The sequence below is a fragment of the Tessaracoccus coleopterorum genome (genome assembly GCF_011174705.1).
Classification (GTDB): Bacteria; Actinomycetota; Actinomycetes; order Propionibacteriales; family Propionibacteriaceae; genus Arachnia; species Arachnia coleopterorum.
The window spans coordinates 977590-990290 of record NZ_JAANIJ010000001.1; the positions used below are offsets into that span (position 1 = coordinate 977590).

The 12701-nt window shown below is 69.7% G+C and carries 10 protein-coding genes and 8 pseudogenes; 13 read left to right on the plus strand and 5 right to left on the minus strand.

Annotated features, from left to right (window positions below):
- Window positions 1-208: 208 nt before the first annotated feature.
- Together G7085_RS06125 and G7085_RS06130 are read right to left on the minus strand one after the other, a co-directional pair.
- Complete coding sequence (locus G7085_RS06125; protein WP_197510293.1) at window positions 209-355, minus strand: hypothetical protein; 147 nt, start codon at window positions 353-355, stop codon at window positions 209-211.
- 5 nt (window positions 356-360) lie between these two features.
- Window positions 361-1643: pseudogene (locus G7085_RS06130) on the minus strand (adenylosuccinate synthase).
- A gap of 265 nt (window positions 1644-1908) precedes the next feature.
- Between G7085_RS06130 and dhaK the strand changes: the two are divergent.
- The 5 genes and pseudogenes from dhaK (at window position 1909) to G7085_RS06155 (ending at window position 4800) form a co-directional block, all read left to right on the plus strand.
- Window positions 1909-2903: pseudogene (gene dhaK / locus G7085_RS06135) on the plus strand (dihydroxyacetone kinase subunit DhaK).
- A gap of 128 nt (window positions 2904-3031) precedes the next feature.
- Window positions 3032-3534 (plus strand): annotated as a pseudogene (dhaL, locus tag G7085_RS06140) (dihydroxyacetone kinase subunit DhaL).
- Between the two features lie 149 nt (window positions 3535-3683).
- A pseudogene (locus G7085_RS34290) lies at window positions 3684-3827 on the plus strand (PTS sugar transporter subunit IIA domain-containing protein); the annotation flags it as partial.
- 215 nt (window positions 3828-4042) lie between these two features.
- Window positions 4043-4246, plus strand: a complete 204-nt coding sequence (locus tag G7085_RS34295) for an HPr family phosphocarrier protein (RefSeq protein WP_408647183.1) — start codon at window positions 4043-4045, stop codon at window positions 4244-4246.
- Between the two features lie 119 nt (window positions 4247-4365).
- Window positions 4366-4800: a DUF3151 domain-containing protein gene (locus G7085_RS06155; protein WP_197510294.1), complete on the plus strand. Its 435-nt coding sequence runs from the start codon at window positions 4366-4368 to the stop codon at window positions 4798-4800.
- Window positions 4801-4934: 134 nt separating this feature from the next.
- Here G7085_RS06155 and G7085_RS29645 read toward each other — a convergent pair.
- The 3 pseudogenes from G7085_RS29645 to G7085_RS32180 form a co-directional block, all read right to left on the minus strand.
- A pseudogene (locus tag G7085_RS29645) lies at window positions 4935-5009 on the minus strand (hypothetical protein); the annotation flags it as partial.
- 199 nt (window positions 5010-5208) lie between these two features.
- Window positions 5209-5736 (minus strand): annotated as a pseudogene (locus tag G7085_RS29650) (aldo/keto reductase); the annotation flags it as partial.
- A pseudogene (locus tag G7085_RS32180) lies at window positions 5685-6736 on the minus strand (aldo/keto reductase). The pseudogenes G7085_RS29650 and G7085_RS32180, both read right to left, overlap by 52 nt.
- A gap of 248 nt (window positions 6737-6984) precedes the next feature.
- Here G7085_RS32180 and G7085_RS06170 point away from each other — a divergent pair.
- From G7085_RS06170 to G7085_RS24555, 8 genes and pseudogenes are all read left to right on the plus strand, one after another.
- Window positions 6985-7755, plus strand: coding sequence for a helix-turn-helix transcriptional regulator (locus tag G7085_RS06170; RefSeq protein WP_331715505.1), 771 nt, complete (start codon window positions 6985-6987; stop codon window positions 7753-7755).
- Window positions 7756-7901: 146 nt separating this feature from the next.
- Window positions 7902-9759 (plus strand): annotated as a pseudogene (gene typA, locus G7085_RS06175) (translational GTPase TypA).
- 127 nt (window positions 9760-9886) lie between these two features.
- The gene (locus G7085_RS24545; protein ID WP_231979280.1) at window positions 9887-10270 is read left to right on the plus strand and encodes a hypothetical protein; all 384 of its coding nucleotides are present in this window, start codon (window positions 9887-9889) and stop codon (window positions 10268-10270) included.
- A gap of 14 nt (window positions 10271-10284) precedes the next feature.
- Window positions 10285-10980, plus strand: coding sequence for a DNA recombination protein RmuC (locus G7085_RS24550; RefSeq protein WP_269452054.1), 696 nt, complete (start codon window positions 10285-10287; stop codon window positions 10978-10980).
- Window positions 10981-10997: 17 nt separating this feature from the next.
- The gene (locus tag G7085_RS29665) at window positions 10998-11123 is read left to right on the plus strand and encodes a hypothetical protein (protein ID WP_269451792.1); all 126 of its coding nucleotides are present in this window, start codon (window positions 10998-11000) and stop codon (window positions 11121-11123) included.
- A gap of 38 nt (window positions 11124-11161) precedes the next feature.
- Window positions 11162-11383, plus strand: coding sequence for a hypothetical protein (locus tag G7085_RS06185; RefSeq protein WP_231979282.1), 222 nt, complete (start codon window positions 11162-11164; stop codon window positions 11381-11383).
- Between the two features lie 56 nt (window positions 11384-11439).
- Entirely contained in the window at window positions 11440-12432 is a 993-nt protein-coding gene (locus G7085_RS06190) for a pyridoxal-phosphate dependent enzyme (RefSeq protein ID WP_231979283.1), read from the plus strand.
- Window positions 12396-12698, plus strand: a complete 303-nt coding sequence (locus G7085_RS24555; protein WP_331715506.1) for a hypothetical protein — start codon at window positions 12396-12398, stop codon at window positions 12696-12698. The genes G7085_RS06190 and G7085_RS24555 overlap by 37 nt, the downstream gene beginning before the upstream one ends.
- Window positions 12699-12701: the final 3 nt, after the last annotated feature.

Below are 12701 nucleotides of genomic sequence, written 5' to 3' on the forward strand. Positions count from 1 at the left end.
CGCTGCACGTTCCCGCGGAGATCTCGCAGCACGCAGGCATCATCCGCGAGGCGGGCGACGGCACCGGGGCGTTGGGTTGCGCACCGGGCAACCTACCTGTCGCCAGGCTCGGCCTCCTGGGAGACGTCGGTCGCCTGGGCAGCCTCCGCCTCGCGGTCGGCCCGCTCCGCGGCCTCCTGGGCCCGCTGCACGAGCACCCGGAACCCGATCACGACCAGCAGGAACCCTCCCCGACGGGAACGGTCCACCACCAACCCCAGTTCAGTTCCTCCTGCCAGATCGCGATGATCACGGTTGCGACCATGAACAGCGACAGCAGGGTCACCAACGTCATGACCAGGCGCTGGGTGCTCATGAGGCTCAGATCAGGTCGTTGATCGCGACCGACTGTTCACGGCCGGGGCCGACACCGATACCGCTGATGCGGCAGCCGATGAGTTCCTCGAGCCTGTGCACGTAGGCCTGGCAGTTCTTCGGCAGTTCGTCGAAGGTGCGTGCCTCGGAGATGTCCTCGGTCCAGCCGTCGAGGTACTCGAAGATCGGCTTGGCGTGGTGGAACTGCGACTGCGTCATCGGCATCACGTCGTGACGCTCGCCGTCCACGTCGTAGGCCACGCACACCGGGACCCGGTCCCAGCCGCTCAGGATGTCGAGCTTGGTGAGGAAGACATCGGTGAAGCCGTTGATCTTGACCGCCTGCTCGACGAGCACCGAGTCGAACCAGCCGCAGCGGCGCGGACGACCGGTGGTCGCTCCGAACTCGCCACCCTTCGAGCGCAGCGCCTCGCCGTCCTCGTCGAACAGCTCGGTGGGGAAGGGCCCCTCGCCGACGCGGGTGGTGTAGGCCTTCGCGATGCCGATGGTGCGGTCGATCCGGGTCGGACCGACGCCGCCGCCGGTGGTGGCGCCCGCCGCCGTCGGGTTGGAAGACGTCACGTAGGGGTAGGTGCCCTGATCGACATCCAGGTGGTGCGCCTGGGCGCCCTCGAAGAGCACGACAAGGCCCTGTCGAGCGCGTCGTTGACGTAGCGACCGGAGTCGACGATGTGCGGACGGATCGTGTCGGCGTGCTTCAGCAGCGACGCCACGATCTCCTCGGAGTCGATCGGCCTGCGGTTGAAGATCTTGACGAGCTGCTCGTTCTTCTGGGCGAGGGCCGCCTCGACCTTCTGCCGGAGGATCGACTCGTCAAGGATGTCCTGGATCCGGATGCCGATGCGGTTGACCTTGTCGGAGTACGCAGGGCCGACACCGCGACCGGTGGTGCCGATCTTGCGCTTACCGAGGAACCGCTCGGTGACCTTGTCGAGCACCTTGTGGTACTCGGTGATGATGTGCGCGTTGGCGGAGATGAGCGGGTGGGGCACCTCGACGCCGCGGGAGCTCAGCACCTCGAGCTCCTCGGCGAGCACGTCGAGATCGACGACGACACCGTTGCCGATGACGGTGACCGTGTCGGGGTTGAGGATGCCGGAGGGCAGCAGGTGGAGCACGAACTTCTCTCCGCCGACGACCAGCGTGTGGCCTGCGTTGTTACCGCCCGAGTAGCGAACGCAGACGTCCACGCGGTCACCCAGTTGGTCGGTCGCCTTGCCCTTGCCCTCGTCGCCCCACTGGGCTCCAACCACAACAACACTTGGCATGGAGGTTCACATCCTTGGCTCACTGCATAGAGGAAGCCCACAAGATTCTCCCGGGGCCTTGCGACCGCAGTCTACCGGTCCACGGCCCATCGAGGGCGTTGCGCGTGTCCGCGCTTCGGCCGACGCCCCTGGGCGTTCTCCCACAGAGGCATGACTGCGGCGCACGACTGTGCCGATTCCTGATCCCTCAGAGCGCCCCGGTGCCACAATGGTGACGCGGGCGCCCAGGTAGGCGCCGCCAGTGCAAAGACGCAGGAGGCTCCCCGTGAAGAAGCTCATCAACAACCCCGACAACGTGATCGCAGACGCGCTCAAGGGGATCGCCGCATCCGACAAGGACGTGCGGGTCGATTTCGAGAACCGCGTGATCTACCGGGCCGCACCGAAGGAGGGTGGAAAGGTCGCCGTCATCTCCGGAGGCGGGTCGGGCCACGAGCCGCTCCACGGCGGCTTCGTCGGGGTCGGCATGCTCGACGCGGCGTGCGCAGGCGAGGTCTTCACCTCGCCGACGCCCGACCAGATGCTTGCCGCCACCACCACCGTCGACAACGGCGCTGGTGTGCTCCACCTCGTGAAGAACTACACCGGCGACGTGATGAACTTCGAGATGGCAGCGGAAATGGCCGCCGACGCGGGCGTCGAGGTCGCCACCGTCATCATCGCCGACGACGTCGCCGTCCAGGACTCGCTCTACACCGCGGGTCGCCGCGGGGTCGGTGCCACCGTCTTCGTCGAGAAGATCGTCGGCGCCGCGGCCGAGGAGGGCGGCGATCTCGCCTCCGTCACGGCCGTCGCGCAGAAGGTCGCCGACAACTCGCGCTCCATGGGCATGGCCCTCACGTCATGCACCGTGCCCGCCGCGGGCGCCCCACGTTCGACCTGCCCGAAAACGAGATGGAGATCGGCATCGGAATCCACGGCGAGCCGGGTAGGCACCGTGAGCCCATCGCAGACGCCGCATCCATCGCGAAGCAACTCGTCGACCCGATCCTCGCCGACTACGACTTCACCGGCGCACCGGTGGTGGCGATGCTCAACGGTATGGGCGGCACCCCGCAGATCGAGCTGTACCTGATGTACGGCGAGGTCGTCGCGCTGCTCGAGGCCGCGGGCGTCACCGTCGAGCGCAACCTGGTGGGCAACTACATCACGAGCCTCGACATGGCGGGCTGCTCGCTGACGCTGCTGCGTGCCGATGACGAACTTCTCCGCCTCTGGGACGCCCCGGTCCGGACGGCCGGGCTACGGTGGGGCCTGTGACTGCAACAGACCTGACACTCGACCAGCTGGCCGACTGGCTCCGCCGCTTCGCCGCAATCGTCGATCAGAACAAGACGTACCTGACCGACCTCGACTCCGCGATCGGCGACGCCGACCACGGGGCCAACATGGCGCGCGGCACCGCAGCCGTGGTCCAGCACCTCGATGAGGCAAACACCGTCGACGCGCTCCTCAAGAAGGCGGGCATGACGCTGGTGTCCACCGTCGGAGGCACCAGCGGGCCGCTGTACGGCACGCTGCTGATGAAGATGGGCATGGCCACCGGCGCTGTCACCGAACTGGATACCGCCGCCTTCGCGAAGGCCTTCCGGGCCGGGCTCGAGGGCTGATCGCCCGCGGTAAGACGGAGCTCGGCGACAAGACCATGGTCGACGCGCTCTCGCCCGCCATCGACGCGTTCGACGCGGCCGTTGCGGACGGGGCTGACTGGCCCGCGGCCGCGGCGGTCGCTGCGGCGGCCGCCGCGACGGGTCGCGACGCCACCACCCCGCTGGTCGCCCGCAAGGGTCGCGCCAGCTACCTCGGCGAGCGTTCGGCGGGCCACATGGATCCGGGGGCCACCTCCTCGACGTACCTGTTCGACGCGTTGGTCGAAGCGGTCGGCGCCTAGATGAGTGTCGGAATCGTCGTCGTCTCCCACAGCCTGAGGCTCGCGGAGGCGGCGGTCGAACTGGCACTGCAGATGGTGCACGGCGACCCACCCCGATCAGGGTGGCCGCCGGCACCGCCGACGGGGGCCTCGGCACCGACGCAACCGCCGTGATGGATGCGCTCGGTGAGGTCGACGGCGGTGACGGGGTCGTCGTGTTCGTCGACATCGGCTCAGCCATCATGAGCACCGAGATGGGCATCGAGCTCTACGGACAACCGGAATCCGACATCCGCATCCTCGCGGCACCCTTCGTCGAAGGCCTCGTCGCCGGCGTGATCCGCGCCGCTGGCGGAGCCGATATCGACGAGGTGGCCGGCGAGGCGGGCAACGCCATGGCCCGAAGCTGGCGGCGGTCGGACCCGCCCCGGGCCGGGGACGGCCACGCCGCCCGCGGCACCGGTGGAGGCGGGGCCACCGCGGAGGCCGTCCTGACCAACGAGACGGGCTGCACGCCCGCCCGGGCGCGCTGTTCGTCGCGGAGGCACGCAGGTTCGACGCCGACATCACCGTCAGCAACGGAGGCGAGCCCGTCTCCGCTTCCAGCAGCATCGGCCTCGCGATGCTCAACGCGCGCAAGGGCGACACGCTGCACCTGTCGGCCACCGGCCCAGATGCCGGACCCGCAGTCGCGGCCCTCGCCGCCCTGATCGGCAGCGGATTCGGCGAGTAGTGCACGGAAGGGGCGCCGGGCGTGGGTGACGCCCGGCGCCCCTTTCCGTGTCCGCAGGAGAACCGCGCCGGTTCCAGGGTCTCTGCGGGCCCGCGGCGGACGGCACTAGGCTGTGCTGCATGAGTGAGACGCACCCCAACCTGATGGCCTCGGATGTCGTCGTCCGGCTGCCGGAGGATCCGGCCCTTGCCGACATCGCTGAGCGCGGCCGGGAGCACTTCCTGGACGTCGTCGCGGCGCATCCCGCCTCGTCGCTCGTGTGGGCGCTGCTCGCCGAGACCTGCCTCGCCGAGGACGATCTCGGTAATGCGATCACCGCCTACGCGTACGCCCGCACCGGTTACCACAGGGGGCTGGACACGCTGCGCCGCAACGGCTGGAAGGGATCCGGCCAACTGCCCTGGGAGCACGAGCCCAACCGCGGCTTCCTCCGCGCCCTCTGGGCGCTCAGCGTCGCCGCCGGCCGGATCGGCGAGACCGAGGAGCAGGAGCGCTGCGCCCAGTTCCTGCGCGACTCGTCGGAAGAGGCCTTCCGGGTCCTGTCGCAGGACTGAGCCGCGGGCTCAGAGCCCGACCATCCGCATCCCCGCCTCGCCGTAGCGGTCCCCTGCACCCCGAGGGTCGTGACAAGGCCGTCGAGGGTGGCGATGTCGTCCGCAGACAGCGGCACGGTCGTCGAGCCCGCGTTCTCCTCGATCCGCTCCGGCCGTCGCGTCCCGGGGATCGGGACGATCCACGGTTGCTGGGCCAGCAGCCACCCCAGCGCGACCTGCCCGGGGTTGCCCCGCGCCGATCGGCGATGGCCCGGACGGCCACCAGGAGCTGCTCGTTCGTGGCCCTGTTCTCCTGCGTGAAGCGCGGGATGGTGGTGCGGATGTCCCCCTCGGTGAACCCTGTCGAGGGCTGACGGTGCCCGTCAGGAAGCCCTTGCCGAGCGGGCTGAACGCAGCGAGGCCGATGCCGAGTTCGGCGAGCGTGGCGAGCACGTCGCCCTCCGGGTCGCGCGTCCACAGCGAGTATTCGCTCTGCAACGCCGTCACCGGGTGGACGGCGTGGGCGCGGCGGATCGTCGCCGCCCCGGCCTCGGAGAGCCCGAAGTGGCGCACCTTGCCCTCGGCGATCAGCTCGCCGACGGTGCCCGCGACGTCCTCGATGGGGACGGTGGGATCGACCCGTTGCTGGTAGAGCAGGTCGATCGTGTCGGTCCCGAGGCGCCGGAGCGAACCATCGACCGCCGCCCGGATCCGCTCGGGCCTCGAGGTGACGCCCGCCATCCGGCCGTCGCGGATGTCGAAGCCGAATTTGGTGGCGATCACCACCGACCCGCGGATCGGGGCGAGTGCCTCACCGACCAGTTCCTCGTTGACATGGGGGCCGTACACCTCGGCCGTGTCGAAGAAGGTGATGCCCCGGTCGACGGCGCCGCGCAGGACGGCGATCATGTCGGCGCGGGTGCCGGGGTTGGGCCCGTAGGACTGTGACATCCCCATGGCCCCAGCCCGACGGCCGAGACCTCGAGGCCCTGTCCGAGTGCGCGTGTGTGCATGGCTGATCTCCTTGTTTCAGGTGGTGTGCGGGGTCGGTCAGGCCTCGGGACCGGCCGGCCGTGTGTCTCGAGGGTGATCGCATCAGGTTCGGGGCCGCCGCGCACTCCGGTGTCGAGGGCGTCGATGAGTTCGAGCTCCCGGTCCGTGAGCACGAAGTCGGTGACGTCGAAGTTGGCCGCGATCCGCCCCGGATCGACCGACTTCGGGATGGCGGAGCGTCCCTCCTGCAGGTGCCAGCGCAGCATCACCTGCGCGGGCGTCCGCCCGTGCGCCGCGCCGATCGCCGCGAGGGCGGGGTCCCCGAGCGTGCTGCGCCGTCCCTGGCCACCCCAGCCGGGTAGAAGGTGATGCCGCCGAGCGGCGACCACGCCTGGGTGAGGATCCCGTGCTCCGCATGGAGGGTCTGCAGTTCGCGCTGCTGGAAGTAGGGGTGGACCTCGATCTGGTTGACGGCGGGCACCACACGCGTCTCATCCAGCAGGCGGCCGAGATGGGTCGGCATGAAGTTGCTGACGCCGATGGCGCGGACGAGGCCGTCGTCCAGAAGTGTCTCAAGATCGCGGTACGCCTCGAGGGTGAGGTCGAACCTGGTGGGGAGCGGCTGGTGCAGGATGAGCAGGTCGATCCGTTCCACGCCGAGCTTGGCCGCCGACTTCTCGAACGCGTGGCGCGTGGCGCCCGTCCCGTAGTCGCTGATCCACACCTTCGTCTCCAGGAACACCTCCGCCGGGTCGATCCCGGACGCCGCGACGGCCTCTCCGACGCCGCGTTCGTTGCCGTAGGCGGCCGCCGTGTCGATGTGGCGGTACCCGGTCGCGAGCGCGAGGGCGACGGCGGCCGCCGTCTCGGCCGGCGGGGTCTGGAACACGCCGAAGCCGAGGGCCGGCAGCGTGACGCCGTTGTTGAGGGTGAGCATCGGGACGCCGTTGTCGGGGGTGAGCATCGGGACGGGGTTGTCGTCATGGATCAAGGTAGGTCGCCCGGTTGCGGTGCGGGAGGCCCCGGCATTACCTGGTTCGCCGGTACCCCTCCCGCGTCAGGGGTAACGCCGGCACCTGTCGGCGCCAGCCCTTTCCGAAGTAGCGTTGATGCCATGGATCTGCTGGTCGAGACGCGTGACTTCCTCACCACCCGGCGCGCCCGGATCACCCCGTCCGAGGCGGGTCTGCCTGCCTACGGGGCAAGCGGCGCGTGCCGGGGCTGCGCCGCGAGGAGGTGGCGATGCTTGCGGGCATGAGTGTGGACTACTACACGCGGATCGAGCGGGGCAACCTGCGTGGCGTCTCCGACGAGGTGCTCCACTGCCTGGCCGAGGCGCTCCGGTTGGACGAGGCCGAACGCGGGCACCTGTTCGACCTGGCCCGGGCGGCGAACGCGGGCGGCGCCGCACGGGCCCGCACGCGGCGGGGATCCGGTCAGCTACGCCCGGTCGTCCAGAGGATGCTCGACGCCATGGACACAATGCCCGCATTCGTGCGCAACGGCCGACTCGACATCGTCGGATCCAACCTCCTGGGCCGGGCCCTCTACTCGCCCGTCTACGACTTCGCCGCCCGGGCCGGCGCCGACACCGTCAACACCGCACGGTTCCAGTTCCTCGCCCCGGAGGCGGCCGCGTCCTACTGGGGAGACCAGGCGCCCCGGATCCGCCACGACGCCGTCGCCATCCTGCGTGCGGAGGCCGGGAGGAATCCCTACGACAAGGAGTTGAGTGACCTCGTCGGCGAGCTGTCGACGAGGAGCATGGAGTTTCGCCAGCTGTGGGCCAACCACGACGTGCGCTACCACCGCTCCGGCACGAAGGTGTTCCACCACCCCGTGGTCGGGCGGCTCGAGCTCGACTACGAGGCCCTGCTGCTGCCCGCCGACGAGGGCCTGCAACTCAACGTCTACACCGCGCCGGTGGGTCGCCGTCGCACGACGGGCTCCGGCTGCTCGCCGCATGGGCCGACGGGTCGTTGACCGGACCGGCGCCCGCATCGCAGGACGGCAGAGGCTGACGCCGCGGCGTCCCGCGGCGTCCCACGGCAGCCCGGTGTTAGGTCATGGGGCCTTCCGCGATTTACACTGGTCGACGGCCCTTTTTTCCAACCTGGGAGTTTCCGCCCGTGCCAATTCGCCAAGACCTCCGAAACGTCGCAATCGTCGCACACGTCGACCACGGCAAGACCACACTCGTCGACGCCATGCTGTGGCAGTCCGGGGCCTTCCGCGAGGGAGCCGATATCAACAACCGGGTCATGGACTCGATGGACCTCGAGCGCGAGAAGGGCATCACCATCCTCGCCAAGAACACCGCCGTGCGGCACACCCGCCCGGACGGCACCGGGGCCACCATCAACATCATCGACACCCCGGCCACGCTGATTTCGGCGGTGAGGTCGAACGCGGCCTCGAGATGGTCGACGGCGTTATCCTCCTCGTGGACGCCTCCGAGGGCCCGCTGCCCCAGACCCGGTTCGTGCTGCGCAAGGCGCTGGCCAAGAAGCTGCCGATCATCGTCGTGGTGAACAAGGTCGACCGCGCCGACGCCCGGATCTCCGCGGTGGTCGAGGAGACCTACGACCTCTTCATGGACCTCATCGACGATGACGCCACCGAGGTGCTCGACTTCCCGATCGTGTATGCCTCAGCCAAGGCGGGCCGCGCCTCCACCACGCAGCCCGCGGACGGCTCGATGCCCGACAGCACCAACCTCGAGCCTCTGTTCGCGACGCTGTTCGAGCACATCCCGGCCCCAGCTACGAGGAGGGGCCGTGCTGCAGGCGCACGTCACCAACCTCGACGCCTCGCCCTACCTCGGCCGCCTCGCGCTCTGCCGCGTCGTCGCGGGCGAGCTGAAGCGCGGCCAGCAGGTGGCCTGGTGCAGGACCGACGGGACCATCACCAACGTCAAGCTCACCGAACTGCTCAAGACCGAGGCCCTCGACCGCGTCCCCGCCGACAGCGCCGGCCCCGGTGACATCGTCGCCATCGCCGGCATCCCCGAGATCATGATCGGCGAGACCCTCTCCGACCCCGAGAACCCCAGGCCGCTGCCGCTCATCCATGTCGACCAGCCGTCGATCTCGATGACGATCGGCATCAACACCTCGCCGCTGGCAGGCCGCTCCGGCAAGAACCTGACGGCCCGCCTCGTCAAGGCACGCCTCGACCAGGAGCTGGTCGGCAACGTGTCGATCAAGGTGCACCCGACCGAGCGGCCCGACACCTGGGAGGTGCAGGGCCGAGGCGAACTCCAGCTCGCCATCCTCGTCGAGATGATGCGCCGTGAGGGCTTCGAGTTGACCGTCGGCAAGCCCCAGGTGGTGACGCAGGTCATCGACGGCAAGCTGCACGAACCCATCGAGCGCCTGACCGTCGACATCCCCGATGAGTTCGTCGGCGTCGTCACCCAGCTGATGGGACTGCGACGCGGCCAGATGGCTCAGATGGTCAACCACGGCACCGGCTGGGTCCGCATGGAGTTCCTCGTACCCGCCCGTGGCCTGATCGGTTTCCGCACCGAGTTCCTCACGGAGACGCGCGGCACCGGCATCATGAACCATGTCGGTGAGGGCTTCGCCCCTGGGCGGGCGACTTCCGTACCCGGCCGACGGGCTCGCTGGTCGCCGACCGCACCGGCTCCGTCACCGGCTACGCGCTGTTCAACCTGCAGGAGCGCGGCACGATGTTCGTCTCCCCGGCGCCGAGGTGTACGAGGGCATGATCGTCGGCGAGAACCCGCGCGCCGAGGACATGGATGTCAACCCCACCAAGGAGAAGAAGCTCACCAACGTGCGCTCCTCGACCGGTGACGAGTTGGAGCGGCTCATCCCCGCCAGGCAGATGTCGATGGAGCAGCAGCTCGAGTTCTGCGCAGGCGACGAGTGCCTCGAGGTCACCCCCGCCGTGGTGCGTATCCGGAAGGTGACGCTGAACGCCAACGACCGCGCCAAGGGGCGCAACCGCGCCAAGAAGGCCTGACGGGCCGCCCACAGCGGGCACTGCGAGGAAGACGCCGGGCGACCATCGCCCGGCGTCTTCCTCTGTCCTGACGCGCCGGGCGGGGCAGATCCACGGACTTGTCGGACCCGTCTGGTCGAATGAACCCATGGAAGCTCTCGCGATCGTGCTGTGTCTGCTGGCCCTCGGCATCGGAGCCGTGGCCGGCTACGTGTTCGGCAGGCGCACCGCCGGGTCGTCCCCCGCAGCCGACGCCGACCGGCTCGCCCTGACCGACGCCAGGCAGGACGCCTCGACGGCGCGGGCCGAGGCGAGCAGGGCCCGCGAGGAGGCCGCCGTCGCGAAGGCCGAGGTCGCGCAGATCCTCGCAGACAAGGCCGACCTGCGGGCGGCGGCCGCCGACGCGCAGCGGGCGGTGGCGGAGGCCCGCGCCGAGACGGCGCAGATCAACTCGCTGCTGGCGGGGCCACCGCCGAGCGTGACGCCGCCGTCGGCCGCGCGGCCGAGCAGGCCGCCGACCGGGAGTCGCTGATCGCCCAATTCAAGCTGCTCTCGGCCGAGACCCTCGAGCACCAGAACAGGCAGGCCGAGCAGGCCACCGAGCAGCGCTTCAAGGCAACCGAGCACCTCGTCTCGCCGCTGGCCGACGGGCTCCGCCAGATGCAGGAGAAGCTCCACCTGGTCGAGACCGAGCGGGCCAGGATGTCGGCCGAGCTCGGCGAGCAGGTCAACACGCTGCGCATCTCCAGCGACGCCGTCCGGCGTGAGGCGCTGAGCCTGAGCACGGCGCTGCGCACGCCCCAGGTGAGGGGCTCGTGGGGTGAGGCGAGCCTCAAGCGCATCGTCGAGATCTCCGGTCTCACCGAGCGCTGCGACTTCGACACGCAGCACACCTACGTCTCCGATGACGGCCGGTTCCGACCCGATCTGCGGGTCAACCTGCCGGCAGGCAAGGTCATCTTCGTCGACTCGAAGGTGCCGCTCGCGGCCGTCCTCGAGGCGTACAACACAGAGGACGAGACCGCCCAACGCGGCCACCTCCAGGCGTTCGCCAGGCACGTCCGCACACACATCGACCAGCTGTCGGAGAAGAACTACTGGCAGCTCGACGTCGGCTCGCCCGAGTTCGTCGTGCTCTACCTGCCAAGCGACGAGTTCTACCGGCTGGCCCTCGAGCAGGCCCCCGACCTGCACGACTACGCCTCGCGGCGCCACATCGTGCTGGCCTCCCCGGCCTCCTGATCCCGCAGCTCCAGATCGTGGCCAACGGGTGGAAGCAGGTGGCCGTCACGGAGACGGCAGCCCAGGTCTCGAAGCTCGGTCGCGAGCTGTATGAGCGGCTGGCCACCATGGGGCCCACTTCGACAAGCTCGGCCGCTCGCTGAGCGCCTCCGTCGGGAACTACAACAAGACGGTGGCCGCGATGGAGAGCCGCGTGATGGTGTCGGCCCGCCGCTTCCGGGACCTCGAGGTGAGCGGCTCCGAGTTACCCGAGCTGACGCCGGTGCACGACACCACCCGCGAGCTCGCCGTCGCGGAGATGCTCGACTACCAGGAGCTGCGCGCCCGTGAGGAGGCCGCCCTGGATGCGCCGCTTCTCCTCGACGACGGGCGCAGGCGCCACTCGCAGCGCGAGTCCGGCTGACGGCCCTCACGCGCTTCCGCTGGCGACTTCCCGACCGCGGCGCGACAATGGCGGTCATGACGACTCTCTCGGATCTCGCAGCCCTGATCCCCGACGCGGTCGAACGGCTGCGCGATGTGGCCGCCCGGACCCCGATCCAGCTCGACGAGCGGCTGTCCCAGGCCACCGGCTCGGAGATCTGGCTCAAGCGCGAGGACCTGCAGCCGGTGCGCTCCTACAAGCTGCGCGGCGCCTTCAACCTGATGTCCCAGCTCACCGAGGAGGAGCGGCGCACCGGTGTGGTGTGTGCCTCCGCCGGCAACCACGGCCAGGGCGTCGCCTACTCGGCGGCGGCGCTGGGGATCAGGGCCACCGTCGTGGTGCCCCACACCACCCCGCGCCAGAAACGCCAGCGCATCCGGGAGCTCGGCCGCGGCCAGGTCGATCTCGTGCTCCACGGCACCACCTACGACGAGGCCTCCGAGGAGGCCTCCAGGATGGCCGAGACGGGCAAGGTGCTCGTGCCCGCCTTCAACGATCCGCGCACGGCGGCGGGTCAGGCGACGCTCATCGTGGAGGCCTTCGACCAGCTGGGCTTCGTGCCCGACGTCGTGCTGATCCCCATCGGTGGCGGTGGCCTCGTCTCCGGCGCGGCGGCCTGGCTGCGGGAGCAGCACCCGGAGGTGCGCATCATCGGTGTGGAGCCCGACGGCGCTCCCTGCGTCGCGGCGGCAATCTCGGCGGGACGGCCGGTCACCTTGAACGAGATCGACACTTTCGTCGACGGGGCCGCGGTGCGTCGCATCGGAGACTTCACCTTCGACGCCATCCGTGAGGCCCGCATCGAGCTGACGCGGGTGCCGGAGGGCCAGATCTGCAGCGAGATGCTCGAGATGTACCAGACCGACGGCATCATCGCCGAGCCCGCGGGAGCCCTCGCGGCCGCGGCCCTCCCGACCGGGGGGTCGGCCCGCGGGTGCAGATCACGCCGGGGTCACGGGTGCTCGTTGTCGTCTCCGGCGGCAACAACGACGTGTCGCGCTACGCGGAGATCGTCGAGCGGTCCCTGATCCACGAGGGCCGCAAGCACTACTTCCTCGTCGACTTCCCGCAGCAGCCCGGCGCCCTGCGCACGTTCCTGGACACCGTCCTCGGCCCAGAGGACGACATCACGTACTTCGAGTATGTGAAGCGCAACTCCCGCGAGACCGGGCCGGCGCTGGTGGGCGTCGAGCTCGGCAACCCGACCGACTACCCGTTCCTGGTGCAGCGCATCGAGGACAGCGGCATGCACGCCACCGAGGTGGCCTACGACAGCCCTTCTTCCAGTTCCTGACCT

Excerpts from the sequence above, each read along its gene's own strand:
- G7085_RS06125 (WP_197510293.1), bottom strand. The coding sequence starts at position 355 with ATGAGCACCCAGCGCCTGGTCATGACGTTGGTGACCCTGCTGTCGCTG.
- G7085_RS06155 (WP_197510294.1), top strand. The coding sequence starts at position 4,366 with ATGAGTGAGACGCACCCCAACCTGATGGCCTCGGATGTCGTCGTCCGG.
- G7085_RS24545 (WP_231979280.1), top strand. The coding sequence starts at position 9,887 with ATGGAAGCTCTCGCGATCGTGCTGTGTCTGCTGGCCCTCGGCATCGGA.
- G7085_RS06185 (WP_231979282.1), top strand. The coding sequence starts at position 11,162 with ATGGAGAGCCGCGTGATGGTGTCGGCCCGCCGCTTCCGGGACCTCGAG.
- G7085_RS06190 (WP_231979283.1), top strand. The coding sequence starts at position 11,440 with ATGACGACTCTCTCGGATCTCGCAGCCCTGATCCCCGACGCGGTCGAA.